Origin of the sequence: Streptomyces sp. Je 1-4 4N24, from assembly GCF_026239515.1 — a bacterium.
GTDB classification, from domain to species: domain Bacteria; phylum Actinomycetota; class Actinomycetes; order Streptomycetales; family Streptomycetaceae; genus Streptomyces; species Streptomyces nigrescens.
The window spans coordinates 7,506,872-7,523,475 of sequence record NZ_CP110836.1 but is presented as its reverse complement, the minus strand read 5'-3'; the positions used below and the strand labels follow the sequence as shown (position 1 = coordinate 7,523,475).

The 16,604-nt window shown below is 71.1% G+C and carries 15 protein-coding genes and 1 pseudogene; 7 read left to right on the top strand and 9 right to left on the bottom strand.

The features are described 5' to 3' along the window. Window positions 1-41: 41 nt before the first annotated feature. Window positions 42-1,274, top strand: a complete 1,233-nt coding sequence (locus SLV14N_RS32940; protein ID WP_208686008.1) for an MFS transporter — start codon at window positions 42-44, stop codon at window positions 1,272-1,274. 3 nt (window positions 1,275-1,277) lie between these two features. Here SLV14N_RS32940 and SLV14N_RS32935 read toward each other — a convergent pair whose 3' ends face one another. Next, window positions 1,278-1,766 carry a thioesterase family protein gene (locus tag SLV14N_RS32935; protein WP_263272276.1) on the bottom strand — a complete coding sequence of 163 codons (489 nt, stop codon included), beginning with the start codon at window positions 1,764-1,766 and terminating at the stop codon, window positions 1,278-1,280. 171 nt (window positions 1,767-1,937) lie between these two features. Here SLV14N_RS32935 and SLV14N_RS38870 point away from each other — a divergent pair. Together SLV14N_RS38870 and SLV14N_RS32930 are read left to right on the top strand one after the other, a co-directional pair. Then, window positions 1,938-2,009: pseudogene (locus tag SLV14N_RS38870) on the top strand (cysteine hydrolase); the annotation flags it as partial. A gap of 99 nt (window positions 2,010-2,108) precedes the next feature. Further along, window positions 2,109-2,519, top strand: coding sequence for a RidA family protein (locus tag SLV14N_RS32930; RefSeq protein ID WP_263272274.1), 411 nt, complete (start codon window positions 2,109-2,111; stop codon window positions 2,517-2,519). Between the two features lie 80 nt (window positions 2,520-2,599). Here SLV14N_RS32930 and SLV14N_RS32925 read toward each other — a convergent pair whose 3' ends face one another. Then, window positions 2,600-3,850 carry an erythromycin esterase family protein gene (locus SLV14N_RS32925; RefSeq protein ID WP_263272273.1) on the bottom strand — a complete coding sequence of 417 codons (1,251 nt, stop codon included), beginning with the start codon at window positions 3,848-3,850 and terminating at the stop codon, window positions 2,600-2,602. A 439-nt stretch (window positions 3,851-4,289) separates the two neighbouring features. Continuing rightward, the gene (locus tag SLV14N_RS32920) at window positions 4,290-5,675 is read right to left on the bottom strand and encodes a uracil-xanthine permease family protein (protein WP_263272271.1); all 1,386 of its coding nucleotides are present in this window, start codon (window positions 5,673-5,675) and stop codon (window positions 4,290-4,292) included. 418 nt (window positions 5,676-6,093) lie between these two features. Here SLV14N_RS32920 and SLV14N_RS32915 point away from each other — a divergent pair, with 418 nt between their 5' ends. After that, window positions 6,094-6,729: a DUF5995 family protein gene (locus SLV14N_RS32915; protein ID WP_208688206.1), complete on the top strand. Its 636-nt coding sequence runs from the start codon at window positions 6,094-6,096 to the stop codon at window positions 6,727-6,729. Window positions 6,730-6,863: 134 nt separating this feature from the next. On the opposite strand, the gene SLV14N_RS32910 is transcribed toward SLV14N_RS32915, so the two are convergent. The 3 genes from SLV14N_RS32910 to SLV14N_RS32900 all read right to left on the bottom strand — a co-directional run bounded on the left by SLV14N_RS32910 (window position 6,864) and on the right by SLV14N_RS32900 (window position 10,101). Continuing rightward, window positions 6,864-8,564: an NAD(P)/FAD-dependent oxidoreductase gene (locus SLV14N_RS32910; protein WP_208685998.1), complete on the bottom strand. Its 1,701-nt coding sequence runs from the start codon at window positions 8,562-8,564 to the stop codon at window positions 6,864-6,866. A gap of 98 nt (window positions 8,565-8,662) precedes the next feature. Continuing rightward, window positions 8,663-9,478, bottom strand: a complete 816-nt coding sequence (locus SLV14N_RS32905; protein ID WP_208685996.1) for a carbon-nitrogen hydrolase family protein — start codon at window positions 9,476-9,478, stop codon at window positions 8,663-8,665. A gap of 197 nt (window positions 9,479-9,675) precedes the next feature. After that, on the bottom strand, window positions 9,676-10,101 hold the full coding sequence (locus SLV14N_RS32900; protein WP_263272270.1) for a MarR family winged helix-turn-helix transcriptional regulator: 426 nt from the start codon (window positions 10,099-10,101) through the stop codon (window positions 9,676-9,678). Between the two features lie 171 nt (window positions 10,102-10,272). On the opposite strand from SLV14N_RS32900, the gene SLV14N_RS32895 reads away from it, so the two are divergent. Then, window positions 10,273-10,788 carry a MarR family winged helix-turn-helix transcriptional regulator gene (locus SLV14N_RS32895; RefSeq protein ID WP_263272268.1) on the top strand — a complete coding sequence of 172 codons (516 nt, stop codon included), beginning with the start codon at window positions 10,273-10,275 and terminating at the stop codon, window positions 10,786-10,788. A gap of 29 nt (window positions 10,789-10,817) precedes the next feature. Here the strand turns inward: SLV14N_RS32895 and SLV14N_RS32890 are convergent, their stop codons facing one another. After that, a complete protein-coding gene (locus SLV14N_RS32890) occupies window positions 10,818-11,762 on the bottom strand; it encodes a LysR family transcriptional regulator (RefSeq protein WP_263272267.1) in 945 nt (314 codons plus the stop codon). Between the two features lie 264 nt (window positions 11,763-12,026). Between SLV14N_RS32890 and SLV14N_RS32885 the strand changes: the two genes are divergently transcribed. Then, window positions 12,027-12,515, top strand: coding sequence for a nuclear transport factor 2 family protein (locus tag SLV14N_RS32885; RefSeq protein ID WP_259670577.1), 489 nt, complete (start codon window positions 12,027-12,029; stop codon window positions 12,513-12,515). Window positions 12,516-12,520: 5 nt separating this feature from the next. On the opposite strand, the gene SLV14N_RS32880 is transcribed toward SLV14N_RS32885, so the two are convergent. Both SLV14N_RS32880 and SLV14N_RS32875 read right to left on the bottom strand, forming a co-directional pair. Beyond that, window positions 12,521-12,976, bottom strand: coding sequence for an Lrp/AsnC family transcriptional regulator (locus SLV14N_RS32880; RefSeq protein ID WP_018087583.1), 456 nt, complete (start codon window positions 12,974-12,976; stop codon window positions 12,521-12,523). A 10-nt stretch (window positions 12,977-12,986) separates the two neighbouring features. Then, window positions 12,987-14,459, bottom strand: coding sequence for an amino acid permease (locus tag SLV14N_RS32875; RefSeq protein ID WP_208688204.1), 1,473 nt, complete (start codon window positions 14,457-14,459; stop codon window positions 12,987-12,989). 424 nt (window positions 14,460-14,883) lie between these two features. Between SLV14N_RS32875 and SLV14N_RS32870 the strand changes: the two genes are divergently transcribed. Beyond that, complete coding sequence (locus tag SLV14N_RS32870; protein WP_263272264.1) at window positions 14,884-16,560, top strand: IS1182 family transposase; 1,677 nt, start codon at window positions 14,884-14,886, stop codon at window positions 16,558-16,560. Window positions 16,561-16,604: the final 44 nt, after the last annotated feature.

Here is a 16,604-nt window from a genome sequence, read left to right as displayed (position 1 = left end):
CACCCTTATTATCAGGCAGGGTTCCTGATAATTTACCGCCCATGGCTGGCAACGGCATCCCCGACGACATCACCTCCCCACTCCCCCACCCCGGGCTGCGCCGCGCACGCTGGTCCGTCGCCGTGGTGTTCCTCATCCATGGCTCGGTCACCGGCAACTTCGCGACCCGCATCCCCTGGATCCAGGACCACACCGCCATCTCACCCGGCCAACTCGGCCTGGCACTCGCCTTCCCGGCGATCGGCGCGTCCCTGGCGATGCCGCTGGCCGGCCGGATCAGCCACCGCTTCGGCGCCCGCACCGCACTGCGCGGTCTGCTCGCCCTGTGGACCCTGTCGCTGGTCCTGCCCGCCCTCTCCCCCGGCCTGTACGCACTGTGCCCGGCACTGCTGATGTACGGCGCGGCCTCCGGGATGTCGGACGTCGCGATGAATGCGCTGGGCGTGGAGACCGAGGACCGGCTCGGCAAACCGATCATGTCGGGGCTGCACGGCATGTGGAGCGCGGGCGCCCTGCTCGGCTCGGCGGCCGGCACCGTCGCCGCGCACGCCGGGTGGGACGCCCGGCTCCATCTGGCCGGTGCCGCGCTCGTACTGACCCTGCTCGGTGCGCTCGCCTGCCGGGGCGTACTGGATCTGCGCAGCGCCCCCGAGGAGCATCCGCCGCCGCGCTTCGCGCTGCCGCCGCGGTCGGCAGTGGTCATCGGGGCCATAGGGTTCTGCGCGGTCTTCGCGGAGGGCGCGGGCCTGGACTGGTCGGCGGTCTACCTCCGCGACGAACTGGGCACCGACGCGGGACTGGCGGCCGCCTCGACCACCGCCTTCGCGTGCACGATGACCGTCGCACGGTTGGCCGGGGACAAGGTGGTCGCCCGTTTCGGCGCGGTGCGTACGGTGCGGGCCGGCGGGGTGCTGGCCGCGGCCGGTGGTCTGCTGATCGTCGCGGCCCGCCATCCGGCCATGGCGATGGGCGGGTTCGGCCTGATGGGCCTCGGGATCGCGGTGGTGGTCCCGCTGGCCTTCGCGGCCGCCGGGCGCAGCGGCCCCGCGCCCAGCCAGGCGATCGCGGGGGTCGCCACGATCACCTACACCTCCGGCCTCATCGCCCCCTCCGCGATCGGCGGGCTCGCCCAGGCGACCTCGCTGCCGGTGTCGTTCATGCTGGTCACGGCGTTGGCGTGCGGGTTGGTGGCGGGCGCGCGGGTGTTGCGGGTGCCGAGTCGTACGGCGTCGGGCGGCGCCCCCGCGGTGACGGGAGACCTGGAGCGGTCTTGAGGTTCAGGCCGCGTCGGCCTCCGCGCCCGCTTCCGAGGCCTCCGGCCGGAGCAGCCGGCCGGCGATGGCGCGGGCGCGGTCGGACCACGGGGTGGGGCGCAGCGTCTGTGCGTCGACGCGGACGAGCACCCGGTGGCCCCGGGCGTAGGTCTCGGCGCCGTCGGCCGAGCAGAGCCGGAAGCCGTAGGTGAGGCCGGTGCGACCGAGGCGTTCGACCCACAGGTGCGCCGCGTAGTGGCCGGGCCGGGTGACCGAGCGCTCGTAGGAGACGTGCATCTCCTTGATGACGTTGCACATGTCGCCCGCGGCGGCCCAGTCGCCGTCGAAGCCGAAGCCCTGGTCGTGCCAGTACTCCGCCCAGGCGCGCTCGGCGAGCAGCGGGTAGCGGGAGTTGTGGAGCATGCCGAGCGCGTCGAGGTCGTCGAAGTGGACGGTGACGGGGACCAGTTCGCCGTACGGGACGGTGGTGGTCTGCAGGGGTTCGACGCTCACGGGTGGTGCTCCTGGTTTCTCGCGCCGGCCGGCGCTGTTGGCGCGAAGGGTGCTGTAGGGATGGGTGGGGCTCGTGCGACGAGCCGGAGCCATCGTAAGCGGCTGCTTAGCAGTGCTCTCCATCGGCCTGCCAAGGAGCCGGGGCGCGGCCCCGGCAACGGGGCGGCTGCCGAAAGGCTGTTCCCTCAGTGGGCCGATGTGGTCGCCGTCGAGGACTGGCTCAAAGCCATCGCACCGCAGTAGTGGGAGGCCGTCGGCACCGCCCCGGAAATTGCGTCGAACGCGGAGTTGATCCTTGAGAAGGTCATGGGTGTCCCGGATCCACCGCGAAAAGGAATGCCCATGCCGCGTGCCGTCACCTTGATTCGCTCTGCGTCCCTGTCCGATGTTGCCGAGTACGCCTACGCGGCCACGGCCCCGGCAGAGTCGCGGCTGATCTTCCTCGCCGGTGCATGTCCCCTGAATGAGGACGGCTCCACCGCGGCGATCGGGGACGTCGCGGGGCAGGCGGCCAAGGCAGTGGAGAACCTGCGGACCGCGCTGGCGGACGCCGGTGCGTCGCTGCACGATGTCATCAGTACCCGCGTTCTCGTGGCCTCCGCCCGGCAGGAAGACCTGGTGACGGCGTGGGAGGTGGTCCGGGACGCGTTCGGTGACCACGATGCGCCCAGCACGTTGATGGGGGTCACCGTGCTCGGCTACAACGACCAGCTCGTAGAGATCGAATCGGTCGCCGCCGTGCTCGATTCCTGAGCCGGCGGGACCTCCTTGCGAGGGCGGTCTGCCGTCCTGCTCCCGCCCCCTGCCGTCTTTGGAGCCGGTACCCCGGGTGCTCAGGTCTCCAGGGACGGCAGGGGGCGGGAGCAGGTGGAGCGGGCGATGAAGGCGATGCCGTCGTAGTCCTCGGCCGGTACGAGCGGCGCCACGTGGAAGCGGTAGACGAAGCGTGGCACGACGGCGCCGAAGCTTCGCTGCATGTGCGGGGCGCGCAGCCACTGGGCGGTTTCGGGTGACGGGCCGTCGGTGCGCAGGTCGGCGTAGTAGTCGCCGGGGAGGGCGGCCGCGAGGCGGGCTTCGAGGGAGCGGGCTCCGGTGCCGATGCGGTGGCGGACCGGCGGTCCCTGTGGGTCGTTGCCGCGGCGGGCGAGGAAGGTGCCTTTGCCGAAGAGCAGGGCCAGTGCGTAGTAGGCGTCGCCGTAGCGTTCCCGGAGTCTGCTGCCGAGTGCGGGCACTGCGTCGCCGTAAGTGCCTTTCGCGAGATGTCCGTTGTGGGCCCAGACGATGACGCGTGCCTGGGGGCTGTCGTCGACGAGGCGTGTCACGGCGTCGGCCATGTAGCGGTCCCGGACGGCGAAGACGCTGTTCTCCCCGGAGCGCAGGTCCGCAGAGCGGGTCACCAGGTCGGCGGCACGGGTGAGGATGCGCGCATCTTCCAGGGCCTCGTCCGCGGCCTCCGCTGTGGTGTGTTGGGCGAAGTTTTCCCGGTGGTCCGCCAGGAATCCGGCGAGTGCTTCGGCGCGGTGCAGGAGGGCCTGCTGCGGGTCGGGCCGGGAAGCGGGGTGGGCCTGCGCCAGCACCTCCAGTTCACGCACGTCCTGGACCCGGTCGGGCGCCACCTGGCGCAGGAAGGCGGCGACCGCCTCGAGTGAGTCGGTGCAGCGCTGGGGATCGATGCCGGCGAAGCGCACCTGCCGGCCTTCGGGGAGGCCGCGGTTGTGGGCGCGCAGCCACTCGACGAGGTCGAGCATCTCCTCGGTGCGCCAGGTCCAGAACCCCAGGCGGGTGATCAGGCGCGCGGGGTCCCCGGTGCCGTGACGTACGTAGGTGTCCAGGGCGCGGGCGGCGGATGCGCTGGCTTCCAGGGCGAGGGTGGTGAAGCCCGCCTCGCGCACCAGGAATTCCACGATCCGGTGCTTGAGGCGGAAGAACTCGCGGGTGCCGTGGGTGGATTCACCCAGGCCGACGATCCGTACGTCCCGCAGGGTGGTGCCCAGGGATTCGAGGTCGTGGTGGGGAGCGCCGGGTGTCAGCGTGCCGAGTGGGCTGGCGTGCTCGGTCAGCCAGCGGGCGATGTCGTCGGGCACCGTGGTGCGTCTCCTCCCTGTGTACGGCCGGGCGGCGCCTCGGCACGCCCGTACACCCGCACCTGATCGGGCGTCTGCTCCTGCTCCCGGCACGCGGCACGCGGCACGCGGCACGCGGCACGCGGCACGCGGCACGCGGCACGCGGCACGCGGCGAGGATGTCCTGGAGGTCTTGCACGGCGTCCGGGTGTCCGTGCTCGGAGTACACGCCCGCGACGTTGACGACAACTTCGCCGATGCCCGCCCGCCCGTATTCGGCCAACTGCAGGGGCAGAGTGCGACGTGGAGCTGTCTCCTGCCCGCGTGCCGGAAAGGCATGGCAACCGGTGCGCGGGGTCCCGGCACACCGCACCACTCCGCCAGGCCTTTTACCGCCGTATGAGACTCCTGCATCGGCGGGCACCGTGGGACCACATCGGTGAGCGGGTTGATGCGGCCATCAGCGCTCGCCGTCAGTGGGCTCGTTGTAGTCGCTGGTCCCGCCGTCGAGGAGTGGCGCGTCCCGGCGGCCCGCCACTCCGGAGAGCCAACGCAGGGAGTGGTAGCCGGTGAGCACGGTGAGCGTCCCCAGCGCGATGCCGCTCAGCTCGAAGTTCTCGGTGAACTTCAGCGAGACGCCGCCGATGGCAATGATGATCCCGGCCGCCGCAGGAATGAGGTTCAGGGGGACCGAGAAGTCCACCTTGTTCCGCACCCAGATCTGGGCTCCCAGCAGGCCGATCATGCCGTACAGGATGACGGTGATTCCGCCCAGCACCCCGCCGGGGATCGCCGCCACCACCGCGCCGAACTTGGGGCACAAGCCGAAGAGCAGGGCGAAGCCGGCCGCCGCCCAGTAGGCCGCAGTGGAGTAGACCCGGGTGGCCGCCATGACGCCGATGTTCTCGGCGTAGGTCGTGGTGGCGGGGCCGCCCACCGCGGTCGACAGGACCGTTGCGGTGCCATCGGCCATGATGGCCATGCCCATCTTGTCGTCGAGGGGATCACCGGTCATGGCGCCGACCGCCTTGATGTGTCCGGCGTTCTCCGCGATCAACGCGACGAGGACCGGCAGTGCGACGAGGACCGCAGAGGCGGAGAAGTTCGGTGCGTGGAAGGTGGGAACGCCGATCCAGTCGGCCTTTTCGACGCCGGAGAAGTCGATGCGCCAGTGGTCCGTGAGCTTGCCCGCACCATTGACGGAATGAATCTTTCCCGCCGTGCGGTCGAGAATCCAGGACAGCGCATAGCCGAAGACCAGGCCCAGGAAAATGGCGATCCGTGACCAGAAGCCGCGGAGCACGACGAGAGCGAGTCCGGTGAACAGCATCGTCGCCAGCGCCGTCCACTGGTCCTGGGGCCAGTACGTGGACGCCGTGACGGGGGCGAGATTGAAGCCGATCAGCATCACGACCGCGCCCGTCACGGTCGGCGGGAGCACCGCGTGGATCACCCGGGCCCCGACGACATGGATGGCGATGCCGCAGCCGGCCAGGCAGGCACCCACCACGAGCATCGCGCCGGTCAGGGTGCCGGCGTCACCCCCCTGGCCCGCGATCACGACGGACACGCCCACGAAAGAGAGCGAGGAGCCCAGGTAGCTGGGGATGCGTCCGCGGGTGATCACCAGGAACAGTGCGGTGGCGACGCCCGACGCCATCAGGGCAAGGCCGGGATCCAGTCCCATGAGCACGGGGGCAACGAAACACGCCCCGATCATCGACACCACGTGCTGGGCACCGAGTGCGATCGTGCGCCCCCACGTCAGGCGCTCGCCGGGTCTGACCACCTCGCCGGGCTGCAGATGCCGCCCGTCCCCATGCAGTTTCCATCCGAAGCCGGCCATGATCACTCTCCACTCTGCGACGCCCTGCACGTCACAGAGCCGAGGTGATTCATAGTCGAACGACTGCTGCGGGACAAACTGAAGCCGAGGGGGAGGCGAGCGGCCCGGGGGATGCAGGTTTCCAGCCGGGGGCCGCACGGCCGGCCGCGGGCACGGTCGGCCGCCGACACGGCCGGCCGCGGCACAAGCGGGCGCGCCGCCCATTACCCCGTTCCGGTCATCGACGACCGGCAAACCTCACTATCCGCAATTCCACTGTCACGCTGAGTGGATGACGACGACTCAGGAATACGGCGGTCCCGGCTCCGGCCCCGGTCCCGGCCCCGGCCGTACGGCACCGACCGGGGGATGCGCCGCCCGCCCCCCGACCGGCGCGGGGCCCGTGGCCACCAGGGGTGTGGCGGAGGTGCTGGCGCGGATGCGGGATCTGGCCGCGGGGCTGCCCGCCGAGGACGGGGTGGCCGTCTTCAACGGGGTCTATCTGACCGTCACCGAAGCGGTGGCGCGGCGCATCGGGGACGGTACGTTCCAGGACCCGGCGGCCACGGGCGAGCTGGACATCCGCTTCGCGCGGCGCTACTTCGACGCGGTGGATGCCGCGGCCGCCGGGCTGCGGCCGCCGGCCTGCTGGCGGCCGCTGTTCCAGCTCCGCCGTCATCCGGGGGTGCGTCCGCTGCAGTTCGCGCTGGCCGGGATCAACGCCCACATCGGGCACGACCTGGCGCTGGCCGTGCTGGACGCCTGCCGGGCGCTGGAGTGCGAACCGGCCGCGCTGGAGCACGACTTCGACCGGGTCGGCGGGGTGCTGACGAGCCTGGAGGAGCGGATCCGTGAGCTGCTGATGCCCGGCCCCGATGTGCTAGACGTCGCCGATCCGCTGACGCATCTGATCGGTTCGTGGAGCCTGGACAAGGCCAGGGACGGCGCCTGGGTCGCGGCCAGGGCGCTGTGGAGCGTACGCCGGCTGCCGGATGTGACCGAGGAGCTCACCGAGCGGCTGGATGCCGGGGTGGGCCTGGTCGGGCGGATGCTGCTGACTCCGCTGCCCGGCTGATCCTGGCCCCGCACGGGCCGCCACCGCGCCCCGCTCCCGCGAACTGGCGGCATCGGTGACCACTACCGCACCGCGGGGTGAGCCCCAAGGGCGCAGAAGTGGATCACCGGTGTGATCCACTTCTGCCACACGCCTCAGTCCTCGGGCAGTTCGACCGGCGCGATCTCGTCGTACACATCGCCCGGCCCCGGGTTGGTGGCGTCCGTCGTGCCGCCGAAGTGGTGCATCACGCCCCACACCGCGTTCAGCGCGGTCTGCACCGCGCCCTCGGCCCAGCCCGCCGTCCACGAGATGTCGTCGCCCGCGAGGAACAGGCCCCGCTTGTCCTCGGGGAGACGGTCCTGCATGAAGTGGGTGAACAGGCGCCGCTGGTAGCGGTAGTGGCCGGGCAGGTTCGCCTTGAAGGCGCCCATGAAGTACGGCTCGTTCTCCCAGGACACGGTGACCGGGTTGCCGATGATGTGCTTGCGGATGTCGACCTTCGGATAGATCTCCGAGAGCGACTTCAGCATGACCTCCATCCGCTCGTTCGCCTCCAGCGGCAGCCACTTGAGGCTGTCGTCGCACCAGGTGTAGGAGAGGCAGATGACCGCGGGCTCGTCCGGTCCGTTGTCGAGCAGATAGGTACCGCGCGTCATCCGGTCGGTCAGCGTCATCGACATGACGTCGCGGCCCGTCTCCTCGTCCTTGTCGAGCCAGAACGGCCGGTCGACGGGCACGAAGAGCTTGCTGGACTCCATGTAGTGGGTGCGCTCCATCGCCGTCCAGTGGTCGATGGGGAACAGCGAATCATCACACGCGATCTTGCTCAGCAGCATCCAGGACTGCGCGGTGAAGACGGCGGCCTCGTACGTGCGGATGTCGCCGTCGGCGTCGGTGACGGTGATGCGGTTGCCGGCGGTGCGGTTCAGCCGGGTCACCGCGGGCCGGGGCGCACCGTCGTGCAGTGACGACAGCGAGGTGCCCGGCGCCCAGTGCACGATCTTCGCCGGCTCGCGCTCCCACAGGCGCAGCGGCAGCTGCTGGCTGCCGCCGACGATGCCGCGGTGGTGGTCGTCGGCCTCGGTGTAGACGACCCGCAGGATCTCCAGGATGGAGTTGGGGAAGTCGGTGTCCCAGCCGCCGGTGCCAAAGCCGACCTGGCCGAAGATCTCCCGGTGGCGGAAGGACTTGAAGGCCGTCGAGTCGCAGAGGTAGCCGTAGAAGGTCTGGTTGTCGAGCTTCTCGACGAGCCGGGACCAGATCTCGCGGATGCGCGGGACGTCGCGCTCGCGGATCGCCTGGTTCATGTCGGAGAAGTCCGCGCCCTCTTCCAGGCAGGCGTTCCAGGCCTCCATGACCTGGTGGTAGACCTCGGGGAGGTCCTCGACCGTACGGGCGTAGTGCGACTCGCCCTTGAGGTCGACGACGGTCGACGGGGTGTCCGCGGCCAGCGGGTTGGGGAACGGCGTGGTCTTCAGGTCCACCAGGTCGATGTAGTGCTGGAGCGCCGTCGAGGACGGCGGGAAGCGCATCGCGCCCATCTCGGCGGTCAGGCCCGCGCCCTCGGCCCCGGTGCCGTCGAAGCCGACGGTCCGCAGCCGGCCGCCTATCTGGTCCGCCTCGTAGACGACGGGCTTGAGGCCCATCTTCATCAGCTCGTAGGCGGTGATGATGCCGGAGAGGCCGCCGCCGATGACCGCGACCTCCTTGCCGTGCTCGGTCGCGGGGACCTGGCCGAGGCCCGCCGGGTGGGCGAGGAAGTCGTCGTAGGCGTACGGGAAGTCCGGGCCGAACATGGTGATCGGCGGCTGGGCATCCGCGTGGTGGGCGGCGGTGGGCACCGTGGACGTCATCGGGGACGGACTCCTTGCATACAGGGCACAGCAGGCAGGGCAGTGCAGGCCGGGTGGGCCGGCCTGCGGCGGATCGGTGGGGGCGGGGCGGGGTCAGGTCACGTCAGCGGGCCGTACAGCTCGGGCCGGCGGTCGTGCAGATAGGGGTTGTCCGCCCGGGATTCCTTCAGGAAGGCGGGGTCGACCTCGGCCCGGACCAGCTGCTCGGTGCGGCCGGCGCGGGTGCGGACCACACCGTCCGGCCCGGCCAGGCAGCTGAGGCCGACGAACTCGAACTCGCCCTCCGCGCCGACCCGGTTGACGTACGCGACATACATCTGGTTCTCGAAGGCGCGGACCGGGATGACGGACTCGGGGACGAACTGGAAGGGGTGCATCTGGGCGGTGGGCACCAGCAGCAGATCGGTGCCGGCCAGCGCATGGGCCCGGACGTTCTCCGGGAACTCCACGTCGTAGCAGATCATCACGCCGATCCGGAGCCCGGCCAGCTCGGCCTGGACGACGGCCCGCTCCCCCGGGGTGAACCACTCGCGCTCGAAGCAGCCGAAGAGATGGGTCTTGCGGTAGTTGGCGAGGCGCTCGCCCGCGGGGCCGATGAGCTGCGCGGAGTTGTACACCGCGGTGCTGTCGCTCTCGTCCTGCGCGGCGCGCTCGGGGTAGCCGTAGAGGACCGCGATGCCGTGCTCGGCGGCGATCTGCCCGATGGCCCGGGCGCTGTCGCCGTCGGCGGTCTCCGCGAGGCGGTGGACGTCGCCGCCGATGGCATAGCCGGTCAGGAACAGCTCGGGGCAGGCGAGCAGACCGGCGCCGGTCGCCGCCGCCGCGCGAGCCGCGTCCTGGAGCACCCGCAGATTGTGCGCGACATCGCCGGGCCGTCCCGAACTCTGGAGCAGGGCGGTGTGCAGCGACGTCATGGGACCCCTCGGCGGGACGGTGCGGGCGGACGCATTGACGGTACGGGCCGCCGGTGACCCGCGACAAGGTGCCACTGTTGCGTCCCGATGGACGATTCATTGCGTATTCAAGGGACTGTGCGGTGATTCGTTGCGCCCGTGCCAAAGCGGCCCCGGCGGCTGCCCGCCCGGGGCCCCGGCGCACGCCGGACCGCAGGTCAGCGCCCGGGAGTCAGGTTGGCGGTCATCCGGTCGAGGACGGTCACGGTGCGGAGGTAGTCGTCGTCGGTCAGTCCGCGCATCAGGCGGGCGCGGCCGGCGTCCACCAGGCCGGCGACCTCGGCATGGGTCCGCCGGCCGGCCTCGGTGAGCGCGAGGGTGTCGCCGTCGGCGGTGAGCCGGCCACCGGCGATCAGGGCACCGGCGACCTCGTCGAGGGTGCGCGCTCCCGGCTCCCAGAAGGGCTGCAGCAGCCGGCTCAGCTCCGGCCGGGCGAGCGGCCCCTGGAGCGCCAGGCTGTGGAGCACCTGCCAGTCGCGCCGGTTCAGCTCATGCGCGGCCAGGGTGCGGGCGAAGTCCTCGGTGATCAGGACGTCGAGGGCCTTGAGGTAGTAGCCGATGGGTTTCAGCGGGGTGGTGGTCATGACGGCTGCCTCCGGATGGGGTCGGGGGGCGGGCATGCCCTGCGTCCGCCCGCCCCCCCGCGAACGCAAGGTACATGCACAATGACAAGTACTTGTCTCTGAGTATTCTTCTGCACAGGGTGAGGGGCAAGGCATTTACGGCGAGCGGAATGAGCCAGGGAGCGGGTGCGGATGCGGGAGGCGGAGCGGGACGGGGCGGCCGACGCCACGGGGGCGGAGGTCGCGGCGATCGAGCGCGCCATGGTGGCCCTGCGCCGGAGCGCCGCCCGCCGGACGCTGGCCCGGCGGGCCGCGCGGCAGGGCGGCGGGGAGCCGATGCCGGAGGGCGCGGCGTTCGAGGTGCTGGATGTCGTGGAGGCCGCCGAGGAGCGCGGGGAACCGGCGGGGGTACGGGAGGTGGCGGAGGCACTGCGGGTGGACCAGCCGCGGGCGAGCAAGCTGGTGGCGGCCGCCGTACGGGCCGGCCATCTCCGCCGCGAGGCCGACCAGAGGGACGGCCGGCGCACCCTGCTGGCCGTGACACCGGCCGGCCGGGAGCTGCTGGAGGCGGCACACGCCTTCCGCCGCTCCGTGGTGGCGCGGGTGACCCGGGACTGGCCGGCCGCCGAACGCGCCGCCTTCGCCCGGCTGTTCACCCGCTTCATGGAGGATTTCGGCGCGGCGAACGGGCCCTCCGGAGAGGACTGAGAGTCGGCGCGGCCGGGGCAGCCGGGCGGTCAGACCTCGTCGGGCGGTGCGTCCCGCACGGCCTCCCGCACCGTTTCCCGTACCAGCCCGCGCAGCCAGCGGTGCCCCGCGTCGGCCTCCTGGCGCGGGTGCCAGGCCATCTCCATGGTCATCGGGGGCAGTTCGAGCGGGATCGGCAGTGTGCGCAGCCCCAGCCCGCGGACGGTTGCCGCCCCGGCCCGCTCGCTGGTCAGGCCCACCGCATCGCTGTCGCGGACCATCATCAGCGACGCGGTGAAGGTCGGGACGGTGGCGATCACCTTGCGCCGCAGTCCGCGTGCGGCGAGCGCCGCGTCGACGGGGCCGGTCAGCCGGCCGCGACGGGAGAAGTTGAGGTGCGAGGCGTCGGCGAAGCGGCGCGCGGTGAGTGTCCCGGTGGTCAGCGGGTGGCCGTCACGCACCACCGCGACATTGCGGTCGACGAACAGCTCCTCCGTGACGATCTCCGGCTCGGGGCTGTCGATGACGCCGAGTTCCAGGTCCGCGGCGCCGTCCCGCAGCAGCGGCAGATCGACATAGCTCTCGCCGAGAAAGCGCAGCACGACCTGCGGCGCCTCCCGGGCGACGCGGGCGACCAGGCGCGGGCCGACGGCGGTGACGAAGAGATCGTTGGCGTTGATGGTGAACACCCGGGCCAGCTGGGCCGGGTCGGCCGGTGCGGACGGGGCCAGCACGCCCTGTGCCGCCTCCACCAGCCGGCGCACCTCGGCCCTGATTTCCAGGGCGCGCGGGGTGGGCACCATATGGCGGCCGGCGCGCACCAGGACGGGGTCACCGGTCGTGCGGCGGATGCGGCCGAGGGCGCGGCTCATGGCCGGTCCGGAGAGACCGAGCCGGTCGGCGGCCGCGGTCACACTCTGCTCTTCGAGCAGGGCGTCCAGCGCCGTCAGCAGGTTGAGGTCGATGTTTGCGTTTCGCGCAATCATGGCGTCCATACCTTGCATTCGAGGTCAACTGACCGGACTCTAGCGTCCCCGCCATGACCTCGGCCGGTGTCCTCCCGCGACCGTCCGCGCCGGCCTTCGGGGAGGAGGGCGGTCACGACGTACGGCATGCCCGGCGCTGCGCGAGGGGCTCCGGACTCCGGGGCGCGCCACGGGAGTTGGGCACCGCCGTGGCGAACGGTCCGCACACGGGCGCACGGAGGGCTCGGACCGACCCTTGACCTGAAGCGCGCTTGAGGGAGCAGCATCACAGCCATGGACACCACAGCCATGGACACCGAAGTGATGCAGCGCCGACTCCAGTACCTGACCGACCGGGCCGAGGTCGGCGACCTGATGGACCGCTATCTCCGCTCCCTGGACGAGGGGCGGTTCGACGAGGCCTGGGCGCGCGCCTTCCACACCGAGGACGTCACCGCCGAGCTCCCCATCGGCACCGTCCACGGACGAGATGCCCTGCTGCGGCACGTCGGCGCCGCGATGGCACTGTTCGAGCGGACCGTGCACCTGGGCACCAACGCCGTCATCGAGATCGACGGCGACCGGGCCACCGCCCGCGGAGCCCAGCTGAGCACCCATGTCCTCGCTGACGGCTCCGGGGAGGTCTTCGTCTCGGCCGGGCATGCAGACAACGAGCTGGTCAGGACCGTGGACGGCTGGCGGTTCGTGGGGATGTCCCTGCGCATCGCCTGGACGCACGGGACGCCGCCGGGGCGGCCGGCCGGCCCGGCGGCGGAGGGCTGAGCGGGTCAGCCCGGTGCGCCCGAGCTGTAGCGCCGCAGCAGCGGCGAGAGCACCAGTACGGACTTCGTCCGCTCCACGAACGGCTCGCCCGCGATCCGCTCCAGCACCCGCTCGAAGTGCCGCATGTCGGCGGCGAAGACCTGAACGACGGCGTCCGCCTCACCGGTGACGGTGGAGGCGGACGCCACTTCCGGGTAGCGCGACAGGCCGCGGTGGATCGCCTCGGGCGAGGTGTTGCGGCGGCAGTAGAGCTCGACGAACCCCTCGGTCTCCCAGCCGAGCGCGGCCGGATCGACCCGTACGGTGAATCCGGTGATCGCGCCGTCCGCCCGCAGCCGGTCCACCCGGCGTTTGACGGCCGGTGCGGACAGCCCGACCTCCTGGCCGATGTCGGCATAGCTGCGGCGGGCGTCCTCGGCGAGGGCGTGGACGATGCGTTCGTCGAGATCGTTCAGTCGCACTGCGGGTGGATCACTTCTCTGCGGTGGCCAATCGGGAGCGGCGCAAGCCGTATCCGAAGTAGACCACAAGGCCCACGGCCATCCAGACCCCGAAGACCACCCAGGTCACGGCGCCGAGGCTGCCCATCATGTAAAGGCACAGCACGAAGCCGATCGCCGGGAAGAGCGGCGAGAGCGGGGTGCGGAAACTGCGCGGCATGTCGGGCCGGGTGCGGCGCAGCACGATCACCGCGACATTGACCAGCGCGAAGGCGAACAGGGTACCGATGCTGGTGGCGTCCGCCAGCTCGCCCAGCGGAACCGCCGCGGCGAGCACTCCGCAGAACAGCGAGACGATCACGGTGTTGGCGCGCGGCGCACCGCTCTTCGGGTGCACCTTGGAGAACACCTTCGGCACCAGCCCGTCCCGGGACATCGCGAACAGGATGCGGGTCTGGCCGTAGAGCACGGTCAGCACGACGCTGGCGATGGCGATGACCGCGCCGAAGGCGAGCAGCACGGCCCACCAGCTCTGGCCGGTGACCGCCTTCATGATCCCGGCCAGCGCGGCCTCCGAGCCCTCGAACTCCTGCCAGGGCATCGCGCCCACGGCGATCGCCGCGACCAGGCAGTACAGCGCGGTGACGATCACCAGCGAGAGCATGATCGCGCGCGGCAGGTCGCGCTGCGGGTTCTTGGCCTCCTCACCGGCGGTGGAGGCGGCGTCGAAGCCGATGTACGAGAAGAACAGGGTCGCGCCGGCGGCGCTGACGCCCGCCATGCCCATCGGGAAGAAGTTCGCGTAGTTGCCGGAGCGCACGCCCTGGACGGCGACACCGCAGAACAGCAGCAGCGCGGCGATCTTGACGACGACCATGATCGTGTTGGCGCGGGCGCTCTCCTTGGCCCCGCCCAGCAGGAACACCATCGCGAGCAGCACGACCAGCAGGGCCGGCAGGTTGAAGACACCGCCGTCACCGGGCGGCTGGGACAGCGCGTCCGGGATGGTGAAGCCGAAGACGCCGTCGAGCAGCTCGTTCAGATACTGGCCCCAGCCCACGGCGACGGCCGCGACCGAGACGCCGTACTCCAGGATCAGACACCAGCCGCAGACCCAGGCGACCAGCTCACCGAGGGTGGCGTAGGCGTAGGAGTACGACGATCCGGAGACCGGGATGCTGCCGGCCAGCTCCGCGTAGGACAGTGCGGAGAACAGGGCGGTGACACCGGCGATCACGAAGGCGACGATGACCGCGGGTCCGGCGTCCGGGACGGCCTCGCCGAGGACCACGAAGATGCCGGTGCCGAGGGTGGCCCCGATGCTGATCATGGTCAGCTGCCACATGCCCATCGAGCGCCGGAGCGTTCCCCCCTCCCCCTTGCCGCCCTCGGCGACCAGCCGCTCGACGGGCTTGCGCCGCATCAGCCGGGTGCCGATACCTCCGGAGGAGGGGGGCCGGGGGTCGCTGTCCCCTACGGGTGGGGATGCGCCGTGCTCCAACACTGGGGTGGCTCCTTTATCGCTGCCGATCAGATGACGGGTACGGATGACGGCGACCAGCAGCGGTCGGTACACGGGCATGCCGGAGCACCCCGCAGCAGGAGACCGCCGAGCAGGCGGTCTCCGCCACTCCACGTACAGCGCTTGACCTTACGGCCCGCCGCTGACCTGCCGTAATGCAGGTTCCTTGCGCAACAGTGCACGATCGTTGCGCACCGGCGCGGCGGGCGGTCGTTCGTTGCGCGCCGGCGTCCGATCGTACGGGTTCCGGCGGAGTGGCACGGACCGGGGCCCCGGGTTCCGCTTACCCGAACGGCCCCGCACCGACCCGGGACGCTGTTGGTTTATTCGGGGGCTCGCGTGACGTCGGTCTCCAAGACCCGGTTGTGGTCTTGGAGACCGACGTTGTTGTGCGGGGTGGGTGTCGATGTCGATGCAGCCGAAGGAGCCGGTGGTGATCCCGGCGGAGACGGTTCGGGTGGCGCGGGCCGCGTTCCCGAAAGGGAGTCTGGCGACCCGGGTCCGGGACGAGCTGGGACTACTGTTCCGCGACGAGGAGTTCGCGGATCTGTTCCCCTTGCGGGGGAAACCTGCCTGGTCACCGGGCCGGTTGGCGCTGGTTTTGGTGTTGCAGTTCGTGGAGGGGCTCACCGACCGCCAGGCGGCGGAAGCGGTCCGCGCGAGGATCGACTTCAAGTACGCCCTGGGCCTGGACCTCGATGACCCCGGGTTCGACTTCTCGGTGCTCTCAGAGTTCCGGGACCGCTTGGTGGAGGCGGAGGCCGGGCGGCGGGTGCTGGACGGCATCCTGGCCGCGGCCAGCGAAAAGGGACTGCTCAAGACGGCGGGCCGGGCCCGCACCGACTCCACGCATGTCCTGTCGTCGGCGCGTGAGCTGTGCTGGCTGGAGATGGTGGCCGAGGCGCTGCGATCGGCGCTCAACGTGCTCGCCCGGACCGCCCCCGACTGGCTGGTGAGCGTCGCGGAGCCGGACTGGTTCAAGCACTACGCCACCCGGGCCGAGGATTCCCGTTTTCCCAAAGCCCGCACCCGACGCGACGAGGTGGGCTTACGGGTGGGCACAGACGGGATGCGGCTGCTTGAGGCGGTCTTCGCCCCGTCGGCACCGCACGGCCTGTGCTCGCTGCCCGAGGTGGAGGTGCTGCGGCAGATGTGGGTTCAGCACTTCCACCTGGCCGGGGGCGAGGTCAGGCGCCGGGACCCAAAAGACCGGCCGCCGGGCGCGATGCGCCTGGTCACCCCCTATGACACCGACGCACGTGGCAGCGTGAAACGCGACACGATGTGGGACGGCTACAAGGTCCACTTCACCGAGACCTGCGAGCCGGACATCCCGAACCTGATCACGAACGTCGCCACGACGGTGGCCACCGTCCAGGACCGGTCGATGACCGAGGCGATCCACAACCAGCTCGCCGCGCGGGACTGCCTGCCCGGCGAGCACTGGGTGGATGCCGGCTATCCCACCGCTGCCGCCCTGGTCAGCGCCCGGCGCGAGCACGGCATCGCCCTGCACGGCCCCATCCAGGCCGACAACAGTGCCCAGAGCAGCACAGACAGCGGCTTCGGCCAGGACGCCTTCACCATCGACTGGGACAACAAGCAGGCCACCTGCCCCGGCGGCAAAACGAGCACCACCTGGAGCGATCGGCTTTCCCAGCGCGGACAGCCCGTGCTCCGCGTGACCTTCTCGGTCAGCGACTGCCGCCCCTGCCCCATGCGCCGCGACTGCATCAACTCACCCAACACCAAACGTCCCCGCGAACTGCGGCTTCGCCGCAACGACGAGCACCACGCGCTCCAGGCGGCCAGGGCCGAGCAGCAGACCGACGCCTGGAAAGAGCGCTACAAGGTCCGGGCGGGGGTCGAGGGCACCATGTCCCAGGCTGCCCAGCGCTGCGGCCTGCGCAGATCCCGCTACCGCGGCCTCGCCAAAACCAGCCTCCAGCACCAGCTCACCGGCGCCGCCATCAACCTCGCCCGCATCGACGCCCACCTCACCGGCACACCACGAGCCCGCACCCGCACCAGCCACTTCGCAGCACTTCGCCCCGCCGACCATGCGATCGACGGGGCGAGGTAGGCAGCCCCCGAATAAACCAACAGCGTCCCGGGTCGGTGCGGGGC